Below are 24,363 nucleotides of genomic sequence, written 5' to 3'. Positions count from 1 at the left end.
AGCCGACACAAAAATAAGTATGTAATATTCACTTCTAAGCTTGGCAGTTCAAATTTAAGTAGATTGCCACGGATTCTACCGTTAACTTTAGATAGGAATTGATGGATTCTAAAATTATTTGAATACACGATTTCAATGAGTATTTAATTAGGTGGTACCGCGAACCTTCGCCCTATGTGGGTGAAGGTTTTTTTTATTATATTTTCTAAATTATTGGAGGGAAAAAAATGAAAAAGTTAAAAAAATTATTAGTATGTTTATTGGCGCTTTCTATTTTAAGTGGATGTGCAGAAAAAAAGGCCGAAAAAGCTTCTGAAGAAAATTCAGATAAAAAAATAAAAGTGGGAGTTTTACAATTTATGGAACATGTTTCCTTAGATGCAGCAAGACAAGGCTTTGAAGAAGGCTTAAAAGAAGATGGCATAGACTATGAACTTATTTATAAAAATGTAGAAGGAGATATATCCATTGCCAATCAAACTGCAGTAAGTTTAAGAAAAAGCGGAGCACAATTAATATATGCCATTGGAACACCAGCAGCTCAAGCAGCACAAACAAGCACAGAAGATCTTCCCATAATATTTTGTGCAGTAACAGATCCAAAGGGAGCAGGACTTGTGGAAAATGAAAAGGCACCGGAAAAAAATATAAGTGGAGTAAGTGATTATATTTCACCTAAAGAACAATTGGAATCATTTTTAAAAATATTTCCGGACGTAAAAACTATTGGAACAATTTATAATATTGCAGAACAAAATTCACAGGTACAAGTTGAAGAACTTAAAAAAGTTTGTCAAGAATTGGGACTTACATTAGAAGTCGTGGGAGTGCAAAGCATAAACGACATTCCACAAAGTATAGCATCTCTTAGTAAAAAAATTGACGCATTTTTCGCTCTTACAGATAACTTAGTAGCAAATGCAGCTCCAATAGTTTCTGAAAATTTATTAAAATACAACTTGCCATCCATAAGTGCAGAAGAAGGACAAGTAAGTAAAGGACTTTTAATTTCAGATGGAGTTGTCTATGAAGACTTAGGAAAACAAGCAGGCCACATGGCAGCAAAAGTTTTAAAGGGAGAAAAAATTGAAAATCTTCCCGTTGAAACTTATAAAAATCATGAAATTAAAATCAATAAAAAAACTGCAGAAAAACTTGGTTTAGATTTAAATAACCAATATTTAAAAAATGCAGTTACAGTAGGTGAATAATGAATATACTCTTAGAATCAATTGAATCAGGCTTAATATTTTCCATCCTTGCCTTGGGAATAATGATAAGCTTTAAAATTTTAGACATAGCCGACCTTTCAGTTGAAGGAACATTTCCCTTAGGAGCCTTTGTCTTGGCAAAAATATTAACATCAGGACTAAATCCCATAGTTGGAATGATAAGCGCAAGCCTAGCAGGAGGTCTTGCAGGATTTTTAACCTATGTAATTTATAAAAAAATAAAAGTAGATGCAATCCTTGCAGGTATTCTTACAATGACAATTCTAATAACAGTAAATCTTAGAATTATGAACACAAATAACGTTCCACTTTTAAAAGAAAAAAGTATCTTTGATTTACCGGTACCTAAAATTGTAATTTTGATTTCTATAGTTCTTATTACAAAAATTTTGTTGGACTTATTTTTAAAAACTGAAAAAGGATATCTTTTACTTGTAACAGGAGATAATGAAAGTCTTGTAAAAGCCCTGGGAAAAAATCCAGACAAATATACAATGTTAGGACTTGTTTTATCAAATGCATTAATAGGTCTTGCAGGATCTCTACAAGGACAATACGCAGGTTTTGCAGACTCAACAATGGGACAAACCATGATAGTTCAAGGACTTGCTTCAATAATTATAGGAGACACAATAATGAAAAGCTCTGGCAAATTAAAGAGAACCACAAGAGCAATAATAGGAACTCTTATTTATAGGATTATTTATGGACTTGCCATTGATTACGGAGTAAATCCTCAAGATTTAAAAGGAATAACAGCAATAATAGTAATAGTATTTATTATTTATAACAATTCTCTCGCAAGAGGAGGAAAATTTTTAAAGGGTTTAAAAAGAAATAAGGAGATGGAAAATGCTTGAAATTAAAAATTTAAGAAAAGTTTTTTACGAAGGACAGCCGGAAGAAAATATAATATTTGAAAGCTTTAACTTAACAATAGAAGAAAATAAATGTCTTGCAATTTTAGGACCAAATGGCTGCGGAAAAAGCACCCTCTTAAACTTAATAAGCGGATCCCTTGCAAGTGATGGTGGTATGATTCTTTTAAATGGAAAAGACATCACAAAAGAAAAAGAAGAAAAAAGAGCAGCATCCATAGGAAAAGTTTATCAAGATCCATCCATGGGAGTTGCACCAAGCTTAAACATTCTTGAAAATATTTCCTTAGCTTTAAAAAAAGGCGAAAAATTTTCCCTTAGAAAACTTGTAAAAAAAGAAAACATAAAAAAAATAAAAGAAAAATTAAAAGAATTAAAATTGGGTCTTGAAGACAAACTTACAACAGAAGTTAAATTTCTTTCAGGAGGACAAAGGCAATCCCTATCCCTACTTATGGCGACAATAAAAAAACCGGAACTTTTACTTCTTGATGAACACACAGCAGCTCTTGATCCGAAAACTTCAAAGCTTATTATGGATAAAACTCGTGACTTAATAAAAAAAGATCATATAACAACAATGATGATCACCCACAATTTAAGCCATGCAGTAGAATATGCAGACAGAATCATTATGCTTAACAAGGGACAAATAGTCTTAGACGTAGAAGCAAAAAAAATTACAGAAGAAGAACTCCAAAAAATATATACAAGAAAAATAGAAAGCCCCATACAAATAGCAAGTTAAAGAATACAAAATAAAAAGCGGATATTAAATGTAGGGACCAATTTATTGGTCCGGCGGCGAAGACGAATTAAATAAATTTAAAAAAAATATAAAAATAAAAATGCTTCACGTAGAGCGTAAAAAAATAATTTATAAAAAATTTTAATTCAAATATTTATTTTGTTCTCCCACACCATACACGCGGACCGGTAAACCGGTCCCTACAGCCCACAAAATCCCACGCATAAATTTATTATAATTTTAAATCCACGCATGAATGTGGGGTTTATTTATGAGAAAAGGATTAACAAAATAAAACCTCCACAATCGAATGTAGGGACCAATTTATTGGTCCGGTGGCGAAGACGAATTAAATAAATTTAAAAAAAATATAAAAATAAAAATGCTCCACGTAAAGCGTAAAAAATAAAAAATAAAAATGCTTCACGTAAAGCGTAAAAAAAATAAAAAATAAAAAAACACATTGAATTTATTTCAATGTGCCTTTTTATTTATTGATTAAGCTCTTGCAAGTTCTTTTCCAAGTTGGAAACATTCATCAAGGGCATCTTCATCTGGATCATCATATGCAGCAAAACCATCGGCAACTAATTTTGCACCGGTTCCTTCAACTTCTTCTTGCCAAGTTTTCATCCATTCGCCGTCAGCCCATTCATAAGAACCGAATAAAACAACGTGTTTTCCACTTAAAAGAGGATTTGCTTCATCCATAAAGGGACGCATTTCTTCTTCTTCAAGTTCTTCCGCACCCATTGCCGGGCAGCCGAAAGCAAGATAATCAGTTTCTTTTACATCATCAATGCTGGCATTTGCAACATTTAATAAATCAACTTCAGCACCCTCTGCTTTTGCACCTTCAGCGATTTTTTGAGCCATTTTTTCAGTGTGGCCTGTTCCACTCCAATAAATTACTTTTACTTTCATTTTTCCTCCTAAAAATTTATGTATATCAAAATCAATTTGATATATTTTATTACTTGCAAGAAAAATTATAAAAGATTTAAAAAAATATTTCAATAAAAATTATCATTTAATTCCCAAATAACAAATCTGATATTTTTGTAGTAAAATGTTATTGAAAATTAAAAAGTTAAAATTATAAAAGTAAAGGAGTTTTTATGAGTAATTTAGATAAAATCAGAAAATTAATGGAAGAAGAAAATGTTGATGTTTATCTTATTCCTACTTTAGATCCTCATGCATCAGAATATTTGCCTGATCATTATGCTGAAAGAAAATTTATTTCAGGTTTTACAGGAAGTGCGGGAACTGTTTTAATTACAAAAGACAATGCTCTTTTGTGGACTGATGGAAGATATTTTATACAAGCAGAAAATCAACTTTATCCTGGCTTTAAATTAATGAAGATGGGTCATCCTGATTATCCGACTTTAAGTGAATGGCTATCTCAAAATATAAAAAATGGAACTATAGGTTTTAATTATTTATATTATACAGAAGCTCTTTTTGAAAATTTAAAGGAAAATTTAAGTGGAGAAATAAAATTTAAAGATGCAGATTTAATTGGTCCCCTTTGGAAAGATCGTCCAAGTCTTCCTCAAGATAAAATTTTCATTCATGAACTTAAATATACGGGAAAAACTGCAGAGGAAAAACTTAAAGAAGTTAGATCTGCCATGAAAAAAGAAGGGGCAGACACCTTTGTTCTTGCTAAACTTGATGATATTGCTTGGCTTTATAATTTAAGGGGCAAGGATATTGAGGCAAATCCGGTTTTTATGTCCTATGCCATTGTTGATTTAGAAGGGGCAAAACTTTTTGTAGATAGGGAAAAAATAAAAAATGTCCTTGATTATACACAAAAGTTTTCACAAGTTTATCCTTATGAAGAAGTTTTTAATTATGCAAAGACTTTAAAAGATAAAAATATTTTATTAAATAAGGAAAGCATAAATAAAAAATTATATGATTCTTTACAAGGAAATAAAATTATAAACAAGGCCAACCCTACGGAAATGTTAAAGGCAGTAAAAAATGAAATTGAAACTAAAAATGAAAAGGAAATTTATATAAAAGACTGCCTGGCTCTTACAAAATTTATAAAATGGATAAAAGAAAATCCAGTAAATGAATATGAGGCAGGAGAAAAACTTTTAAAATTTAGACAGGAGCAAGAAGGATTTTTATATCCAAGTTTTGCTACTATAGGAGCCTATGGTAAAAATGCAGCTATGATGCATTATAGTGCCAGCAAAGAAAATAATACTAAACTTGAGAAAAAAGGATTTTTCCTTGTGGATTCAGGGGGGCAATATTACGGTGGCACAACAGATACTACAAGAACTATTGCCATGGGACCCTTAAGTCAAGAAGAAATAAGAGATTATACCTATGTTTTAAAGGCTCATTTAATGCTTCAGAGAACAATTTTCTTAAAGGGAACTGACGGTGTAAGTTTAGACGGCATAACCAGATATAATATTTGGCAACACCATATGGACTATAAGTGCGGCACAGGCCATGGTGTGGGATATTTTTTAAATGTTCATGAAGGCCCCCATGGCATAAGTCCATCAAGGAAAACAGAGCCTATGGTTGCAGGCATGTATGTTTCTGACGAGCCCGGCATTTATAAAGAAAATAAGCATGGAATAAGAATTGAAAACATTCTTCTTGTAGTGGATGATGGAAAATATGATGACGGTCAATTTTTAAAGTTTGAAAGTCTTTGTTATTTACCCTATGAACTTGATGCAGTTGACAAAAATCTTTTAACTGAAGAAGAAATAGATCAACTTAATGAATATCATAAAAAAACTTATGAAAAACTTTCTCCTTACTTAGAGGGAGAAGAACTGGAATTTTTAAAGAAAGCAACTCGTGAAATTTAAAATGGATTTAAAAGAAAAATTAAAGATGCTCCCGGATGACCCGGGAGTTTATCTTATGAAAGATTCTTTTGACAATATAATATATGTGGGCAAGGCGAAAAATTTAAAAAAAAGGGTTCGCCAATATTTCGGCTCCTATGGAAAATCTACAAGAAAAGTAGAATCTATGGTAAGTCACATAAAAGATTTTGAATATATAATTGTGGAAAATGAAGTGGAGTCTTTAATTTTAGAATCAAATCTTATAAAGGCTCACAATCCCAAATATAATATTCTTCTTAGAGATGACAAACAATATCCATATATAAAAATCGGAGTTTACGATAGATTTCCTAAAGTTGAAAAAGTTAGAAAAGTTTTAAAAGACGGGGGAAAATATTTTGGACCCTATCCCAATGCCATGGCAGTCAATGAAGCTATAGAAATTTTTAAAGACCTTTATAAAATAAGGGATTGTAATTTAAATTTAAATAAGGATCCTTTAAACTTTAGACCATGTTTAAATTTCTTCATAGACAAATGTAAAGGCCCCTGTAAGGGTCATATAGATGAGGGTCAATATAAAGAGTCCATTGATGAAATAAGTGCCTTCTTAGAGGGGCACAGTAAAAATATCTTAGCAAAAATAGAAGAAAAAATGGTCATGGCTTCAAAAAATTTGGATTTTGAAAAAGCGGCCCTTTATAGGGATCAAATTAATAATTTACAAGCTCTTCTTGAAAAACAAATTATAGATAGGGCAGCTATTGATGAAAATAGGGATGTAATAGCTTTTGCCAGGGGTACAGACCAAATTATAGTTCAAATATTTTTTATAAGAAAGGGAAAAATAATAGGCAGAGAACATTATTTAATGAGTGATTATTATGTTTCATCAGACGATGAAATCCTTTCAACTTTTTTAAAGCAGTTTTATATAGGGGCAACCTATATTCCCTCAGAAATAGTTGTGCCTTTTGAAACTGATGAAGATTCCACTATTGAAAAATTTCTTTCAGATAAAATCGGAAGAAAGGTGAAACTTTTTGTTCCTCAAAAGGGCGAAAAACTTAAACTTTTACAAATGGTTCAAAAAAACGCATTGGATATGCTTAGCAAATATTCTGAAAGTTATAAAAATAAAATGAACGTAAATTTAATAGCCCTTGAAGAATTAAGAGATTTGCTGGGTCTAAGAGAAAATCCAAGAAGAATAGAAGCCTATGATATTTCCAACATAAGTGGAGCTGAATCAGTAGGGTCTATGGTGGTTTTTGAAGATGGAGAAAAGAAAAAAAGCGACTACAGAAAATTTAGAATAAGAGATGTGGAAGGAATAAATGACTACGGATCTTTAAAAGAAGTTTTAACAAGAAGATTTAAAAGGGCAAAGGAAAATAAAAAAGATTCCTTTACAATTTTACCAGACCTTATACTTATGGACGGAGGCAAGGGTCAGGTAAACATAGCCTTGGGAGTTTTACAAGACCTGGGAGTTGAGATTCCTGTTGCAGGTCTTGTAAAAGATGATTTTCACACAACAAGGGGAATAATTTATGAAAATAGGGAATATAATGTGGAACTGGATTCGAGAATTTATAAGTTAGCCTATAAAATTCAGGAAGAAGCCCACAGATTTGCCATAAATTATCACAGAAGTCTTAGAAGTAAAGATATGTTTAAATCGGAACTTGACGGAATAAAAGGAATAGGACCAAAAAGAAAAAAAGAATTGATGAAAAAATTTAAATCAATTGATAAAATAAAAGCGGCAAGTCTTGAAGAACTTTTACAAGTAGAGGCAATGGACAGAAAATCAGCAGAAAATTTATACAGGCACTGGAGGAAATAATGGAATATTTTACTTTGTCAAAATTAGTTAGAGAAATTGATCTTAAAATAATATATAAAGCAAAAGATTTTTATGACATTCAAATGGAAGAAAGAGAACTTAACAGACCTGGACTGCAATTAAGCGGCTTTTATGAAAAATTTCAAGCGGATAGAATACAAATAATAGGTAACCAAGAATGGTACTATTTAGAAGGATTTTCAGATTCCTTGAGATATCAAAGGACAGAAGAACTTTTTAAACATGGAATTCATGCCCTTTTATTTACAAGTGGAAATTCCATATTTAAAGAGGTTTTGGACCTTGCAAAAAAATATGACATAACAATTTTAAGCACAAAAGAAAAAACTTCAAAAATAATAAATAAAATAACCAACTTTATAGACATGGAGCTTGCACCTACAACAAGAATTCATGGAGTTTTATTAGACGTCTATGGGGTAGGTGTATTGATAGAGGGGAAAAGTGGAGTTGGAAAAAGCGAAACAGCTCTTGATTTAATATCCAAAGGGGCAAAACTTATTTCCGATGATTCAGTAATAATAAAAGCTATGGACGGAGTTTTAATAGGTAGAAGTCCTGAAATAACAAAACACTTTATGGAAATAAGGGGAATAGGCATAATAGATGTGCAAAAATTATTTGGTGTTGGTTCCATAATGGAAAAAATTCAAATAGAGATGGTTATTAATCTGGAATCCTGGGATGAAAAAAAAGAATATGTAAGGCTTGGTCTTGAAGACCTGCACGAAAATATTTTAGGAATAAATTGTGTAAAATATGAAATTCCCGTAAAACCTGGTCGTCATACGGCTCTTATAATAGAAGTTGCAGCAAAAACTTATAAGCAAAAACAATTTGGCTACAATCCTGCAAAAGTTTTAAACGAAAGAATATTACAAAGAAAAGAAAAAAATCAAAGATAAAGTAAAGATAAAAAATTCCAATTTTCATACTTATTGAAGATTGGGATTTTTTATTATTAAAGATATAAATTTACATACAAAGCTTAAAAATTTATTTTTTAAATAAAATGTTATAATTTTACTTAGGAGGAAATATGCTTAAAGATATTTTAAATTTAAAGGGTGGAGAATTTATTTCTCTTATAGGTCATATAGATGATAATAGGGCTCTTGCTTTTGCAAGAGAGCTTGAAGATAAAATTGAAGATTTTAAAGTTTATGAACCGGTAATTCTTACATCGGCATTTGGAATGGAAGCTCCAAGAGGTCTTGGCATTGAAGAAATAATTTTGCCAAGTAAGTTGTTTTTAAAATCTTCCCAATATAAAAGACTTGTAATTTTAGGAGGAGGAAGCAAAGAAAGATTCTTACTCCCTCTTGATGATTTTTCAGGGATTTTTGATTATAAATTTTTTATTATTAAGGCAGCCAAGGATTTTTCTCAAGAAAACAATTTAAAAAAAGGTATGGAAAACAAAATCAGCGATCAAAGTGACCTTACACTTTGTAGCTTAGAAGAAAAAGAAGTTTTGGAATTTATAAAAGAAAAAAAAGATATGAATCTTTTCTTTAAAGATAGTGTTGGAAGAAAAGTCCTTTTAATAGATGGAGATAAAGAGGAAAATATTATAAAAGATTTAGAAAAATACGATTTTGAAACTGCTTTTTATAAATTTCAATAAAAGGGATTTTTATTTAAAAATAAAAAAACCTTGAAATTATAAAATTTCAAGGTCATGGTGCACTTTCAGGGACTCGAACCCTGGGCCCACTGATTAAGAGTCAGTTGCTCTACCATCTGAGCTAAAAGTGCATAAGTTATTCAACTTGTACATTATACAAGAACTTGAAGGGTTAAGTCAAGAAAATTTTTACAAATCATTTTATCTTTGTAAAAATTTTTTATTTTCTTGAACGTTTGTTCATTTTCTTATACAATTGTAATTGTATCTTAGAGTTAAAAAGAGGGAGGGAAAAATGGATTTTAAAATACATTCTAAATTTAAACCTACAGGAGATCAGCCTCAAGCTATTGAGGGTCTTGTAAGGGGACTTGAAAAAAATTATAAACATCAAACCCTTCTTGGAGTTACAGGTTCCGGTAAGACTTTTACTATGGCAAATATTATTGAAAAAGTTCAAAGACCGACTCTTGTTATTGCCCACAATAAAACTCTCGCTTATCAACTTTGCAGCGAGTTTAAGGAATTTTTTCCTGAAAATTCCGTTGAATATTTTGTAAGTTATTATGATTATTATCAACCGGAAGCTTATGTTCCTGGTTCTGATTTATTTATTGAAAAGGATGCTTCAATTAATGATGAAATAGATAAGCTTAGGCACTCTGCTACAATGTCTCTTTTTGAAAGACGAGATGTAATTATTGTTGCTTCTGTGTCTTGTATATATGGTCTTGGGGATCCTATTGATTATGAAAATTTAGTTGTTTCTTTAAGGCCAGGCATGATTAAAGATAGAAATGAAGTTATGTCAAAGCTTGTAGATATTCAGTATGTTAGAAATGATATAAATTTTGAAAGGGGAACTTTTAGAGTCAGAGGAGATTCTCTTGAAGTTTTTCCTGCAAATTCTTCTGAAAATTCTATAAGAATTGAGTTTTTCGGAGATGAGGTTGACAGGATTACTGAAATTAATGCTTTAACTGGACAGGTTATTGGATATAGAAATCATATTGCAATTTATCCTGCTTCTCACTTTGTTACTGGATTTGAAAAAGTTGAAAGGGCCATTGTTACTATTGAAGAGGAGCTGGAAGAAAGACTAAGGGAGCTTAAGGGTCAAGAAAAACTTCTTGAAGCTCAAAGATTGGAGCAAAGAACAAGGTATGATCTTGAAATGTTAAAAGAAATGGGCTTTTGTAATGGAATTGAAAATTATTCAAGGCATCTTTCTGGTCGTGCTCCTGGGTCGAGACCCTATACTTTAATTGATTATTTTCCCAAGGATTTTATTACAATTATTGATGAATCCCATGCTACAATTCCTCAAATTAGAGGTATGTATAATGGAGATAGGCAAAGAAAACAAACTCTTGTAGATTATGGTTTTAGACTTCCTTCGGCTCTTGACAACAGACCTTTAAAGTTTGATGAGTTTGAGGGCATGATGAATCAATGTATTTATGTTTCTGCTACTCCTGGTCCTTACGAAAAGGAACATGAAGAAAATTTTGTGGAACAAATCATAAGACCTACGGGACTTTTAGACCCTATTATTGAAGTGAGACCTATTAAAAATCAAATTGACGACCTTATAAAGGAAATTAATCTTAGGACTGAGAAAAAAGAGAGGACTTTAATAACTACTTTAACTAAAAGAATGGCAGAGGATCTGACAAAATATTTTAAGGAACTGGGAATAAAGGTTACTTATATGCACTCGGATGTTGATACTATTGAAAGAATGAAAATTATTAGAGATTTAAGACTTGGGGTATATGATGTATTAGTTGGCATAAACTTACTTAGGGAGGGGCTGGATTTACCGGAGGTAAGTTTGATTGCAATTTTAGATGCTGATAAAGAAGGATTTTTAAGAAGTGAAACTTCTCTTATTCAAACTTCCGGAAGGGCTGCAAGAAATGTTGACGGAAAGGTTATAATGTATGCAGACTCTATTACAAAATCTATGGGAGTAACTATTGATATAACTAACAGAAGAAGAGAAATTCAAAATAAATATAATATTGAACATGGCATTACTCCAAAGTCTATTGTTAAAGATATAAGGGATGTTATTGCTAACACTATAGCGGCTGAAGATAAGAAGAGTTTTGAAGTTGATGATGATATTTCAATTGATGAACTGAATTCTATGATTGAAGCTTTAAAAATGGAAATGTATAAATGTGCAGAAGAGCTTAATTTTGAGCGAGCTGCTGAAATTAGGGATAAGATTTCCCAGTTACAAAAGATGGTGATTGATTGAACGAAAATATTGTTATAAAGGGAGCAAGACAACATAATTTAAAAAATATTGATCTTACTCTTCCAAGAAATAAATTTATTGTTTTTACAGGACTTTCAGGAAGTGGCAAGTCTTCTCTTGCCTTTGATACTATTTATGCTGAAGGCCAAAGGAGATATGTGGAAAGCTTATCTTCTTACGCAAGACAATTTTTAGGACAGATGGACAAACCTGATGTGGAATATATTGATGGTTTAAGTCCGTCTATTTCTATTGATCAGAAAACTACAAGTAAAAATCCCCGTTCTACAGTGGGAACTGTAACGGAAATTTATGATTATTTGAGACTTTTATATGCAAGGGTTGGGCATCCTTATTGTCCTAAATGTGGCAAGGAAATAACTTCCTACACAATAGATCAAATGGTGGATGATTTAAGCCAATTGCCGGAAAGAACAAGGCTTATGGTCCTTGCGCCCATCATTAGACAGAGAAAGGGCAGTCATAAAAAAGTTTTAGAAAAGATTTTGAAAGATGGCTATGTAAGAGTTGTAATCGATGGAGAAACTCACGAGCTGTCTGAAAATATTGAACTTGATAAAAATATAAAACACGATATAAGTGTTGTTGTAGATAGAATTATTATAAAAGAGGGAAGCCAAAGCAGACTTACAGATTCTCTTGAGCTTGCAGTGGGACTTTCAGGAGGTCTTGTAAATGTTCAAGTCCTTGATGGAGAGGTATTTACTTTTTCAACAAAACTTGCCTGTCCAGATTGCGGAATTGTCATTGAAGAAATTACGCCAAGGTCTTTTTCTTTTAATTCTCCTTTAGGAGCTTGTCCCGATTGTAAGGGATTGGGTTTTTCAAAGGAACCTGATCCGGATTTAATTATTCCCAACAAAGATTTATCCATCGCTGATGGAGCTATAGCTGCTTATACAAATAATGATGGAACTTATTACATGGAAACTTTTAAAGCCCTTGCTAAAGCTTTTCATTTTTCCATTAAAGAGCCTATAAAAAATGCTCCCAAAGAACTTATTGATGCTATTTTATATGGATCTAATAAAATTATTTCTTTTAAATTTGATTCAATGTTTTCAGGGTTAAAAGATTTCAGAGGCAGTTGGGAAGGGGTAGTAAGAAATTTAAAAAGACGATACATTGAAACAAGTTCAGACAGGATAATTGAAAGAATAGCTGAATTTATGAGCGATGAACCCTGTCCCACTTGTCATGGAAAAAGGCTGAAAGAGGCATCACTGTCAGTTAAGGTTAATGGTTTGAATATTTTTGAACTCACAGATCTTTCAATTTCCAAGGCTCTTAAATTTTTTGATGAAATAAAACTTTCTGAAAAAGAACAAATAATAGCAAGACAATTAGTTAAAGAAATTAAAGAAAGGCTTGGCTTTTTACAAAAAGTGGGTCTTGAATATTTAACCCTCTCAAGAATGGCAGGTACTCTTTCTGGTGGTGAAGCACAGAGAATAAGACTGGCAACTCAAATAGGCTCTCATTTAGTTGGAGTTTTATATGTTCTTGACGAACCTTCTATAGGACTTCATCAAAGGGATAATGATAAACTTTTATCTGCCCTTAGAGATTTAACGGACCTAGGCAACACATTAATAGTTGTAGAGCACGACGAGGACACTATGAGGGCTGCTGACATGATAGTTGATATTGGACCAGGGGCAGGAATTAACGGCGGTCATATAGTCGCTCAGGGTTCCATAGAAGATATTGAAAAAGTGGAAGATTCTATTACTGGTCAATATTTATCAGGAAAGAAAAAAATTGAGGTGCCTAAAGAAAGAAGACCCTACAAAGAGGAAAGTTTAAAAATAATTGGAGCTAAGGAAAATAATTTAAAAAATATTGATGTTGAATTTCCCTTGGGACAATTTTTATGCGTTACGGGAGTTTCCGGAAGTGGAAAATCTTCTCTCATTAATGAAATTTTATATAAGGCCCTTGCTCAAAATATAAACAAATCAAGGATAAAGCCGGGAAAATATGAGAAAATAGAAGGTCTTCAATTTATTGATAAGGTTGTAAATATAGATCAAAGTCCTATTGGAAGGACACCGCGTTCAAATCCTGCAACTTATACAGGAACTTTTGACATAATAAGAGATATTTTTGCCATGACAAATGAAGCAAAAATGCGAGGATATAAAAAAGGCAGATTTTCTTTTAATGTTAAGGGAGGCCGTTGCGAAGCCTGTAAGGGTGATGGAATTATAAAAGTTGAAATGCATTTTTTACCAGATGTATATGTTCCATGTGAAGTTTGCAAGGGAATGAGGTATAATAGAGAAACCTTACAAGTTGAATATAAGGGGAAAAATATTTCCCAAGTTTTAGATATGACTGTTGAAGAAGCTTTGGAATTTTTTGAAAATCATCCCAGACTTGTAAAAAAATTAAAAACTTTAAAAGATGTAGGTCTTGGTTATATAAAATTAGGTCAACCTTCAACTCAACTTTCCGGAGGAGAGGCTCAAAGGGTAAAACTTGCTACGGAATTATCTAAACAAGCTACAGGAAAAACAATATATATTTTAGATGAACCTACAACAGGACTTCACACAGCAGATATTCATATGCTTATTAAAGTTTTAGAAAAGCTTGTAGAAAGAGGAAACACAGTTGTTGTTATTGAACACAATCTTGATGTTATAAAAACAGCAGACCACATTATAGATTTAGGTCCTGAAGGTGGAGATGGGGGAGGACAAATTGTCGCCCAAGGAAGACCGGAAGAAATCGCAAAAAATAAAAATTCATGGACAGGAAAGTTTTTAAAGAAAGTTTTAGGTGAAAGTAATGAAAAATAAATTTTTAATATTGGGACTTGTTGTTTCTCTTTTGCCAGGCACAATATTTGCTTATACAAGACCTAATAATTTTATGAATTTAAAAGGGGCAAGCCGAATTGCCGAAATAAAAAAATTTCAGGCAACTTTAAATGTTCCTGTAACAGGAAGAATAGATGATAATACAAAAAAAGTTCTATACAATGAAAATGTAAGAGTAAGAGATTATGTAAAAGCACCAACTGATGGGAACTGGATAGTTGTAAACAAATCAAAAAGAATTTTAACCATGTATACAGGAGATAAAGTTAAATATAAATTTCCGGTGGCAGTTGGAACAAGTAAAACTCCAACCCCTTCAGCGATTGGTAAAATTAAAAATAAGCACATGAATCCTGCATGGGGAGGAATGGGAGGAAAATATAAACCTACAAGTTCTGATGATCCTAAAAATCCCCTTGGAGAAAGATGGATGGGTTTAAATTTACAAAACTTTAGCGGATATGGCATACATGGAACTATAAAACCTCATGAAATAGGAAGATATGTTTCAAATGGTTGTGTAAGAATGTTTAATTATGACATAGAAAATTATATTTTTCCAAATTCAAAAGTAGGTATGCCGGTATATTTAGGAACCGATGAGGAACTTAACAGTTGGGGAATTGCCCAATATTTTGAATTTGTTGATAAAAATACAGAAGCTCAAGTTCAAAATAGCAACGACAAAAATTTAGGGACTGAAAAAGAAAAAGAATATATTTCTGGAGAACTTTTGGAATATTAAAATTTTGAACTTCATTTAATTGAAGTTCTTTTTTTGGGTATAATGTTAAATATACAGGAGGAATAAAAGGATGATTATAAATCTTGGACTTGATGTAGGTTCAACAACTGTTAAATTAGTGGCTTTAGATGAAAACCTAAACATTTTATACTCAACTTACAGGCGTCATTTTTCTGATGTAAAATTAACCGTAAGACAAGTAATTACTGATGCATATAAATTATTTTCAAAGGACTATGTAACTATAAATGTAACAGGTTCAGGAGGGCTTTGGGTCAATCAAATTTTCGATATTGAATTTATTCAGGAAGTTGTTGCGGGAACTCTAGCAATTTCAAAATTTATACCTAAAACAGATATTGCAATTGAATTAGGTGGAGAAGATTCAAAAATAACATATTTAAGAGGAAGCCTTGAGCAGAGAATGAATTCTATTTGCGCGGGAGGAACTGGTGCATTTATAGATCAAATGGCAACACTTCTAAGAACAGACAGCTCTGGACTTAATGAGCTTGCAAAAAATTATAAAAAAATTTATCCCATAGCCTCCAGGTGTGGTGTTTTTGCAAAAACAGATATTCAAGCTCTGATTAATCAAGGGGCAAGCAAAGAAGATATAGCAGTTTCAGTTTTTCAATCAGTTGTAAATCAAACAATTTCAAATCTTGCCTGTGGCAGGCCTATAAGAGGACATATCGCCTTTTTAGGAGGACCTCTTCATTTTCTGCCCATGCTTAGAGAAAGATTTATTGAAACTTTAAATTTAAAAGATGATGAAATAATTATTCCTGAAAATTCAGAAATTTTTGTTGCAATAGGGGCAGCTCTTTCAGGTATTGATTCTGAAATCATAACTTTCAAAGAACTTTATAAAAAAGTTAATGAAGAAAGAGAAAATATTGTCAGCAAGGAAAATAAATTAAAGCCTCTTTTTAAAGATGAAGAAGATTTAGAAAATTTCAGAAAAAGTCATAGCATAAAAAGGATAAAATCAAGAGATTTTAAAAGCTATGAGGGAAATATGTATCTTGGAATTGATTCAGGATCAACAACTTCAAAACTTGTGCTCATAAGCGAAGACAATGAGCTTTTATATTCATATTACAGTTCAAACAAGGGAGATCCACTAAAAATTATTTTAGATCAACTCCTTTATATCTATGAAAACAAAAACCCAAAATCCATAATTAAATCCAGTGGCTCCACAGGTTATGGAGAGGAATTTTTAAAAGCTGCTTTTAATTTGGACTTTGGAGAAGTTGAAACTATTGCTCATTTTAAGGCTGCAAAATTCTTTGAACCTGATGTTGATTTTGTAATTGATATTGGTGGACAAGATATGAAGAGCATGAAAATTGAAAATGGAATAATAGAATCAATTTTATTAAATGAAGCATGTTCTTCAGGTTGTGGATCTTTTCTTGAAACTTTTGCAAGAAGCGTAAATATGACTGCTGAAGAATTTTCTAAAGAAGCTTTAAAATCTAAAAATCCTGTAGACTTAGGAAGCCGCTGTACAGTATTTATGAATTCAAATGTAAAACAGGCACAAAAAGAAGGGGCAAGCCTTGAAGATATTTCCGCAGGTCTAGCATTTTCTGTAATAAGAAATGCAATTCAAAAAGTAATAAAAATCAGAGACCCTAAAGAACTTGGACAACATATTGTGGTTCAAGGAGGAACATTTTTAAGTGATGCAGTTTTAAGAGCTTTTGAAATAATAACGGGAAGAAATGCTACGAGACCATCTATTTCAGGGTTGATGGGTGCTTTTGGAATGGCCCTTATATCCAAGGAAAGAGCAAAAGAAAAATCGACAATTATATCTTTTGAAGATTTGAAAAAATTTACTTACAAAACTATGGATGCAAAATGCGGAAGATGTACAAATAATTGTGCATTAAGAGTTAACATATTTCCAAATAATAAGAGATATATTTCAGGTAACAGATGTGAAAGAGGCTCAGGTCTTTCTATAAAATCAGATGTAGAAATTCCAAACTTATATAAGTATAAATACGAAAGACTTTTTAATTTAAAAGAATTTAGTGACGGAAGAAGGGGAAAAGTAGGCATACCTCGAGTTTTAAACATGTATGAAAATTATCCTTTCTGGCATGATTTCTTTGAAACCTTGGGATTTAATGTTGTTTTATCCGATGAGTCTACAAGAAAAACTTATGAAGAAGGTATTGAATCAATAACATCAGAAACAGCTTGTTATCCTGCTAAAATAAGTCATGGTCACATTGAAAATTTAATAAAAAAAGGAATAAAATTTATTTTTTATCCTGGAGTTTTTTATGAAGAAAAGGAATTTCACAATCAAAACAACAATTTAAATTGTCCTGTCGTTGCAGGCTATAGTGAAGTAATAAAAAATAATGTTGAAAATATAAAAAATGAAAATGTAAAATTTTTAAATCCTTTTATATCCTTTGCAGACAGAAAAAAACTTGAAAAAAGAATGGCAGATGTTTTTACAAATATACCTGTAAATGAAATAAGAGAAGCTGTAAGAGCGGGATATAAGGCACAGGACTTATATAGATATGATGTTGAACTTCAAGGAATAAATGCCCTTAAATATCTTAAGAAAAACAAAAAAAGAGGAATAGTTCTTGCAGGAAGACCATATCACATCGATCCTGAAATAAATCACGGAATACCTGAACTTATAACATCTCTTGGACTTGCAGTTTTATCTGAGGACAGCATAGCAGGTCTTACGGATACTGACGGATCCTTAAGAGTCCTTGATCAATGGACCTACCATGCAAGATTATATAGGGCAGCAAAATTTGTAGGAAAAAGTGAAAACCTTGAAATGGTTCAACTTAATAGTTTCGGCTGCGGCATAGATGCCATAACAACAGATCAAGTTAATGAAATTTTAAAATCCTACAATAAAATTCATACTGTTTTAAAAATTGATGAAGTAAGTAATTTAGGGGCAATAAAAATAAGAATAAGATCTTTGCTTGAAACAGTTGAAAACAGAAAACTAGTAAAAGTAAACAAAAAATATAAATTTGAACCGGTCTTATTTACTCAAGAAAACAAAAAAAATCATACGATTTTAATGCCGCAAATGGCACCTATTCACTTTAAGTTATTTGCATCCATTCTCAAAGAAGAAGGTTTTAATTTAGAACTTCTTGAAAGAGTTGACAGCAAAGTTGTGAATGAAGGGCTTAAATATGTAAATAACGATGCTTGTTATCCCACAACATTTGTTGTAGGTCAATTTATGGATGCAGTAAAAAGTGGAAAATACGATACAGATAATTTAACTTTGTTAATATCTCAAACAGGAGGAGCTTGTAGAGCATCAAACTATGTAGGCTTAATAAGAAAAGCATTAAAAGATGCAGGTTATGGACATGTTCCGGTTTTAGCCCTATCCTTCCAAGGAATAGAAAATCATCCGGGAATAAAACTTCCTAAAAGCCATATAATAAAACTTTTTAGAAAATTAATAATTACAATGCAGTACGGAGACCTTTTAAGCAGACTTCTTCACGCAACAAGACCTTATGAAATGATAAAAGGCTCATCAAATATCTTACTGGAAAATTGGATTGAAAAAATTCAAAAGGAAAAATCCTTTGACATAAACAGATTTAGAGCCAATGTAAGTTCAATGATAAGAGATTTTTCAAGACTTGAAATTAATGATGAAGTTAAACCAAAAGTTGGCATTGTGGGAGAGATACTTGTAAAATATTTACCAGCTGCAAATAATCATCTAATAGATAAACTTGAAGAAGAAGGAGCAGAAGCGGTAATATCAGACTTAACGGATTTTATTTTATATGGATTTAAAAACTCTCAAATAAAAGCGAAAGAGCTTTCGAAATCAAGATTTGCGGGATTTTTAGGAAACCTGGGAGTAAAATATATAGACATTTACAGAAATATAGTAAGAGAATTTTTAAAAGATTCCCGTTACCCAGTTCCTGAAAAAATTAAAACAATAATGTCCTATGCAAATGAATATGTAAGTCTTTCAAATCAATATGGAGAAGGATGGCTTCTAACGGGAGAAATGGTTGATTTAATTGAACATGGAGTAAAAAATATTGTTTGTGTTCAACCCTTTGGATGTCTTCCAAACCATATAACAGGAAAAGGCGTAATAAAGGCAATAAGAAATAACTACAGTGATGTAAATATAGTTCCCATAGACTTTGATGCATCAGCAAGCGAAGTAAATCAATTTAACAGAATCAAACTTATGCTTTCCATGGCAAATAAAAATTTGGAAAAAATAGAAGGCAAAGTGATAAAACAAGAAAAGAAAAAAAGAAAAATTAAATTTAAGTAAAAAAAGGAAGTTTTTAAACTTCCTCTTTTTTTATTTTTTTAGTTTTCAAATTCAGAACTTATTTTTTCAAGGACCTGAGTTATATAAATTTGTTGAGGACAAATTTTTTCGCATTTTTTACACTTAATGCAATCTCCAGCCTTTCCAGAACTTCTTGTTGCAAGTTCATAATCGTGAGAATAGTCTGCTTCAGGATAAATTAAGTGAGAATTATAAAGCTCAATTAATTTAGGAATAAAAATATTTTTTGGGCATCCTTCAAGACAATATTCACAAAATGTACAGGGAACTTGATCAATATTTTTTAAGATTTTTACAACTTTTTCAATTACTTTATAATCTTTTTCTTCAAGCTTTTCAAAGTTTGTCATAAAAGTCATATTGTCTTTCATTTGTTCAAAGCTGCTCATGCCTGAAAGAACCATTTTAACCCCATCAAAGCTTGCTGCATATCTTATAGCATAACTTGCCGGTGAAAAATTGGAAAGTTCAGAAAAAATATTTTCAGCTTCCTTAGGTAGATTTGTAAGTTTTCCACCTTTAACAGGTTCCATAACGATAATATCTTTATTATATTTTCTTATAACTTCGTAATTTTCTTTTGCTTTAATTTTTTCGTCTTCAAAATCAATATAATTAAATTGAATTTGTACCATTTCCAGCTCTGGATGAGCTTTTAAAATTTCATCTAAAAGTTCAGGGGAGTCGTGAAAAGACATACCTATATGTTTTATAAGACCTTTATTTTTTAAATCTACAAGACTTTCAAAGGCCTTGCAGTCTAAAAATTTTTTGTAATTATTTTTAGAAACAGAATGTATTAAATAATTGTCAAAATATTCTACACCACAAATTTTAAGTTGTTCATTAAAAAATTTATAAATTTCTTCCTGATTATTAAAATAAGGGGCTGTAAGTTTATTTGTAAGAATATACTCTTCACGTTTATGACGAGAAGTTAAGCAATTTTTAACTGCAATTTCACTTAGTCCGCAGTGATATCCATGGGCAGTGTCGAAATAATTAAAACCATTTTCTAAAAAATAATCCACCATTTTTGAAACTTCTTCAAAATTTACCTTGTCTTCCGATAAATCTTTTTTATCAGTTTTATTTTGAGGAAGCCTCATAAGTCCAAATCCTAATTTTTTATTACCAAATTTTTTGCACAAATATATCACCTCTATAAAGATTCTAACCCAAAATAAAAAACTTTTCAGGAAAAGCATTGACAAATAAAAAACTAGGACTTAATATGAATGTATGAATAATCGTTCATATTGAAAAAGGAGGAAAGTCTTAAAATGATTAAAACAATTAATAATAAAAATATAAAAAAGCTGAGTAAAAGAAGCTCGAATATTAGTGAAAAAAATTTAGAAAACTTAAAAACTCAAAACAATGAAGAAATTTTTAAATCCTCTTTCATTTTAAAGGGCTTAAATTGCCCTAACTGCACTGCAAAAATCATAGATGATATAAAAAAGAATCAAAGAGTTGTGGATTTAGACTATAATTTTTCAAATCAGAAATTATCTCTTTTACATAGGGGACAAGAAAGTTTAAAAAATGCCGTTGAAGCCTCTGTAAAAAAATTTGAAAGAGATGTTGAAGTAATCGAAGATATAGAAAAAATAGATAAAGACCAAATAGAAGAAGACGAGGAAGAAAAAATAAGCCCCTATAAAATTGGAATCTATATAGTTTCTTTTTTATTTTTATTAAAGGGATTTTTTATGGAGCCTCTTTCTTATGAAAATTATATAATTATAGGCCTTTATTTTGCCTTAGGATATCATGTTCTTTTAAAAGCAATAAAGAATATAGGACGTGGAGAAATCTTTGATGAAAATTTTCTAATGAGTCTTGCAACAATTGCTGCAATTTTAATCGGAGAATATCCTGAAGCTTTAGCAGTTATGTTATTTTACAACATAGGTGAACTTTTTGAAGATATGGCTCTTGAAAAAAGCAGAAAAAATATTAAGGCAATGCTTGAACTAAAACCTGATTTTGCCAATGTGTTAAGAGGAGAGAACTTTATAAAAGTTGCACCTGAAGAAGTAAAGCCTGGAGAAATAATTATTGTAAAGCCTGGTGAAAAAGTTGCCCTTGAAGGGATAGTAAGAGAAGGACAATCTTTTATAGACACTTCAAACTTAACAGGAGAATCCCTTCCTGTAAAAGTTAATGTTGGAGATGAAATCCATTCCGGTTCAATAAATACAGGAAGCATTTTGCAAATAGAAGTTACAAAAGCTTATGCAGAAGGAAGTATAGCAAAAATAATTGATTTAGTAGAGAATGCAGGCTCAAAAAAAGCTTCCGTTGAAAAAACAATTACAAAATTTTCAAGGGTTTATACTCCAATTGTATGTTTAATATCTTTACTAATGCTTTTGTTAGGACCGAAAATTTTTAACATTGAATTTAAGGAAGCAGTTTATCGTGGAGCTTTGTTTTTAGTTTTATCGTGCCCTTGTGCCTTTATTATTTCAGTTCCTCTTGGAATTTTTGGAGGAATAGGAGCAGCATCAAGATCAGGAATATTTGTTAAAGGTGGAAATTATCTTGAAGCTTTAAAAAATATTGAAGTAATGGTTTTTGATAAAACAGGAACAATTACAAAGGGAGTTTTTGAAGTTTCACAAATAAAAACTTTTGAAAATTATTCTGAAGAAGAAGTTTTGGAACTTGCAGCCCTTGGGGAACAAGGTTCAAACCACCCTATAGCAAAGGCTATTAAAAATAAATATGGAGAAATAAATGAAGTGCCTGAAAATTTTAAAGAAATTTCAGGCAAGGGAATAAGTTACACCTACAAAGGTAAAAAAGTTTTAGTTGGAAATGCCTCTTTAGTTAATAAAAAAGCTGAGGGAAGTGGAACTCAGGTTTATATTTCCGTTGATGGTAATGTGATAGGTATGATTCTCGTATCTGACATAGTAAAACCTGAAGCAAAAAGTTTTATTGAAAAATTGAAAAAATTAAAAATAAAAACTTATATGCTTTCAGGAGACACGGAAGAAAGCGCACAAGAATTCGGAAAACTTGTAGGAATAGATTTTGTAAAAGGGGGACTCCTTCCCTTAGACAAGGTTAAGGAGTTTGAAAAAATTAAAAAATCTAATAATGGAAATGTTTCCTTTGTAGGAGATGGAGTTAACGATAGTCCTGTTCTTGCTTTAAGTGATGTGGGAATTTCCATGGGTAAGATAGGAAGTGACATTGCTATTGAAGCATCAGACGTTGTAATAATGACTGATGAATTAAATAAAATAACAAAGGGAATTAAAATTTCTAAAGGAACTTCAAAAATAGTAAATCAAAATATAATTTTTGCTATTGTAGTAAAATTAATAGTTTTGATTCTTGGAGCTTTAGGTTTTGCTACAATGTGGGCAGGCGTTTTTGCAGATACGGGAGTTACTTTAATAGCCATTTTAAATTCTCTCAGAGCTTTAAAAATAAAATAAATTTTATAAACTGACAAGAATATTTCTTGTCAGTTTTTTTAAATTTTACTTTTTTATTTTTAAGTTTATAATGATATTCATTGAACCCTTATAAAGTTTTATAAAAATTGGGTAAAATAAAACTGTAATCTAATTTTTAAATACTTAGGGGAAAGAAGGGATTAGATGAAAGAAACAATTGAAAGCATTATAAGTATAGACAAGAAAACTTCTCAGTTAATTAAAGAAACCGAAGAAAAAATTAAAAGCATAAGGGAAGAAAGCAAAAAAAATTTAATTGAAATGGAATCTAAAATTAATGAAGAAGCAACAAAAGAGGCCAATGAAAAGTACGATGAAATAATTAAAAATGGACAGGAAGAGGCGAATAAAAGACTTAGTGAAAATAAAAAGAAAATAGATGAAATAGACACTATTTATGAAGAAAAAAAAGAAAAGCTTTTAAAAGAGGCCTTTAATAAATTTATCTTATCGGTGGAAAAATGATTATAGGTGAATTTAATGCAGTTAATGCAAAAATGAGCGCCATGGCATCAAAATTTTTAAAGGATGAAGATTATATAAATATGGCAAGGCTTAACAGTGTAAGTCAAATCATTGAATATTTAAAAAATACAAGTTTATCTTTTATTTTTGATGGAGACGAAGACTCTTTTGAAGCCGAAAAAAAACTTCAGGTCTATAGAATAAATACAATAAAAAAATTAAGCAAATATTTTAAAGGAGTCTATAGGGAATTTGCTCTGGAACTTTTAAATGAGTTTACCATTATGGATATAAAGAAAATTCTCAGAACTTTAAAAATAGGCGATGGAGCAAGAACACTGGAATCAAGGCTAATTACTCTTAATTATAGGGATTATGATATAAAAAATAATTCTTCAATTGCAGATTTTATAGGAAAAATAAAAAATAAAGAATTTGTAAAGATTTTAAAACCCTATGCCGATGAAAAAGATGACATTGTTCTTTTTTATATGGAAATGAATTTGGACAAGTTTTTTTATACAAAATTATTCAATTTGGTAAAAAATTTTGACAGGCAAAATAAAAAACCAGCCTTGGAGCTTCTTGGAATCAGGATAGATCTTTTAAACATTATTTGGATTTACAGAGGTCTTAAATATTATGATCTTTCTCCAGAAGAACTTATTAACTTTACAGTTTTGGGAGGTCATTATTTAAGCTTTGACGATTTAAAAGATCTTTCATACTCAAGTCTTGATAAATTTGTAGAAAAAATAAAATCAGGACCCTATAAATTTTTGTTTGATGGAACTTATACCGACATATATATGGACAGAAGAAATAACAGGTATATTTATTATTTAGCTAAGAGTGATTTTTTGAAGAATAGTGATTTTTCAAAATTTATGGCTTTTATTTTGCTTTTAAATTATGAAATTAAAGATTTAACTTCAGTTATGGAAAGTAGAAGATTTAATATGAGTCTGGATAGATCTCTTAACTATCTTGTTAGAAGTTACAAAGGAAGTGAACAAATTTGGCTGTAG

General features: G+C 31.0%; 16 protein-coding genes, 1 tRNA gene and 1 other annotated feature (1 of these 18 cut by a window edge). Of the genes, 14 read left to right on the top strand and 3 right to left on the bottom strand.

What is annotated here, in order from left to right; genetic code table 11:
• Nucleotides 1–178 (top strand) — a binding site (T-box leader); it begins 61 nt to the left of the window's first position.
• A 49-nt stretch (nt 179–227) separates the two neighbouring features.
• Genes J2S72_RS02450 through J2S72_RS02440 form a run of 3 tightly spaced genes read left to right on the top strand, consistent with a single transcriptional unit; the run spans nt 228 to nt 2,858 of the window.
• Nucleotides 228–1,211, top strand: a complete 984-nt coding sequence (locus J2S72_RS02450; protein WP_023055480.1) for an ABC transporter substrate-binding protein — start codon at nt 228–230, stop codon at nt 1,209–1,211.
• Complete coding sequence (locus J2S72_RS02445; protein WP_036739409.1) at nt 1,208–2,092, top strand: ABC transporter permease; 885 nt, start codon at nt 1,208–1,210, stop codon at nt 2,090–2,092. The genes J2S72_RS02450 and J2S72_RS02445 overlap by 4 nt, the downstream gene beginning before the upstream one ends.
• Nucleotides 2,085–2,858: an ABC transporter ATP-binding protein gene (locus J2S72_RS02440; RefSeq protein WP_023055554.1), complete on the top strand. Its 774-nt coding sequence runs from the start codon at nt 2,085–2,087 to the stop codon at nt 2,856–2,858. Before J2S72_RS02445 ends, J2S72_RS02440 begins: the two co-directional genes overlap by 8 nt.
• Nucleotides 2,859–3,356: 498 nt before the next feature.
• Here J2S72_RS02440 and J2S72_RS02435 read toward each other — a convergent pair whose 3' ends face one another.
• On the bottom strand, nt 3,357–3,782 hold the full coding sequence (locus J2S72_RS02435; protein WP_023055609.1) for a flavodoxin: 426 nt from the start codon (nt 3,780–3,782) through the stop codon (nt 3,357–3,359).
• Nucleotides 3,783–3,976: 194 nt separating this feature from the next.
• Here J2S72_RS02435 and J2S72_RS02430 point away from each other — a divergent pair, with 194 nt between their 5' ends.
• The 4 genes from J2S72_RS02430 (at nt 3,977) to J2S72_RS02415 (ending at nt 9,189) form a co-directional block, all read left to right on the top strand.
• The gene (locus J2S72_RS02430) at nt 3,977–5,710 is read left to right on the top strand and encodes an aminopeptidase P family protein (protein WP_023055503.1); all 1,734 of its coding nucleotides are present in this window, start codon (nt 3,977–3,979) and stop codon (nt 5,708–5,710) included.
• Nucleotide 5,711: 1 nt separating this feature from the next.
• Nucleotides 5,712–7,541, top strand: a complete 1,830-nt coding sequence (gene uvrC, locus J2S72_RS02425; protein WP_023055585.1) for an excinuclease ABC subunit UvrC — start codon at nt 5,712–5,714, stop codon at nt 7,539–7,541.
• Nucleotides 7,541–8,467 (top strand): HPr(Ser) kinase/phosphatase, encoded by a 927-nt coding sequence (hprK, locus tag J2S72_RS02420; RefSeq protein WP_023055484.1) that lies wholly within the window; start codon nt 7,541–7,543, stop codon nt 8,465–8,467. Before uvrC ends, hprK begins: the two co-directional genes overlap by 1 nt.
• Nucleotides 8,468–8,601: 134 nt before the next feature.
• Nucleotides 8,602–9,189, top strand: a complete 588-nt coding sequence (locus J2S72_RS02415; protein ID WP_307494915.1) for a hypothetical protein — start codon at nt 8,602–8,604, stop codon at nt 9,187–9,189.
• Between the two features lie 55 nt (nt 9,190–9,244).
• Here J2S72_RS02415 and J2S72_RS02410 read toward each other — a convergent pair.
• Nucleotides 9,245–9,320: transfer RNA gene (locus J2S72_RS02410), tRNA-Lys, on the bottom strand.
• Between the two features lie 164 nt (nt 9,321–9,484).
• Between J2S72_RS02410 and uvrB the strand changes: the two genes are divergently transcribed.
• From uvrB to J2S72_RS02390, 4 genes are all read left to right on the top strand, one after another.
• Nucleotides 9,485–11,455 carry an excinuclease ABC subunit UvrB gene (gene uvrB, locus J2S72_RS02405; protein ID WP_023055547.1) on the top strand — a complete coding sequence of 657 codons (1,971 nt, stop codon included), beginning with the start codon at nt 9,485–9,487 and terminating at the stop codon, nt 11,453–11,455.
• The gene (gene uvrA / locus J2S72_RS02400; RefSeq protein ID WP_023055598.1) at nt 11,452–14,280 is read left to right on the top strand and encodes an excinuclease ABC subunit UvrA; all 2,829 of its coding nucleotides are present in this window, start codon (nt 11,452–11,454) and stop codon (nt 14,278–14,280) included. The genes uvrB and uvrA overlap by 4 nt, the downstream gene beginning before the upstream one ends.
• Nucleotides 14,270–15,046 (top strand): L,D-transpeptidase, encoded by a 777-nt coding sequence (locus J2S72_RS02395; RefSeq protein WP_023055517.1) that lies wholly within the window; start codon nt 14,270–14,272, stop codon nt 15,044–15,046. Before uvrA ends, J2S72_RS02395 begins: the two co-directional genes overlap by 11 nt.
• 70 nt (nt 15,047–15,116) lie before the next feature.
• Nucleotides 15,117–19,373 (top strand): 2-hydroxyacyl-CoA dehydratase, encoded by a 4,257-nt coding sequence (locus J2S72_RS02390; protein WP_307494914.1) that lies wholly within the window; start codon nt 15,117–15,119, stop codon nt 19,371–19,373.
• Between the two features lie 38 nt (nt 19,374–19,411).
• Here the strand turns inward: J2S72_RS02390 and J2S72_RS02385 are convergent, their stop codons facing one another.
• Nucleotides 19,412–20,545 carry an aldo/keto reductase gene (locus tag J2S72_RS02385; RefSeq protein WP_307494913.1) on the bottom strand — a complete coding sequence of 378 codons (1,134 nt, stop codon included), beginning with the start codon at nt 20,543–20,545 and terminating at the stop codon, nt 19,412–19,414.
• 132 nt (nt 20,546–20,677) lie between these two features.
• On the opposite strand from J2S72_RS02385, the gene J2S72_RS02380 reads away from it, so the two are divergent.
• The 3 genes from J2S72_RS02380 to J2S72_RS02370 all read left to right on the top strand — a co-directional run bounded on the left by J2S72_RS02380 (nt 20,678) and on the right by J2S72_RS02370 (nt 24,363).
• The gene (locus tag J2S72_RS02380) at nt 20,678–22,849 is read left to right on the top strand and encodes a heavy metal translocating P-type ATPase (protein WP_307494912.1); all 2,172 of its coding nucleotides are present in this window, start codon (nt 20,678–20,680) and stop codon (nt 22,847–22,849) included.
• 165 nt (nt 22,850–23,014) lie between these two features.
• Nucleotides 23,015–23,335 (top strand): hypothetical protein, encoded by a 321-nt coding sequence (locus tag J2S72_RS02375; protein ID WP_023055597.1) that lies wholly within the window; start codon nt 23,015–23,017, stop codon nt 23,333–23,335.
• Entirely contained in the window at nt 23,332–24,363 is a 1,032-nt protein-coding gene (locus J2S72_RS02370) for a V-type ATPase subunit (RefSeq protein ID WP_023055558.1), read from the top strand. Before J2S72_RS02375 ends, J2S72_RS02370 begins: the two co-directional genes overlap by 4 nt.

The sequence above is a fragment of the Peptoniphilus koenoeneniae genome, from assembly GCF_030812875.1.
Lineage (GTDB): Bacteria > Bacillota > Clostridia > Tissierellales > Peptoniphilaceae > Peptoniphilus_B > Peptoniphilus_B koenoeneniae.
Note: the sequence above shows the minus strand (reverse complement) of the source record. Positions and strands in the feature narration are given on the sequence as shown.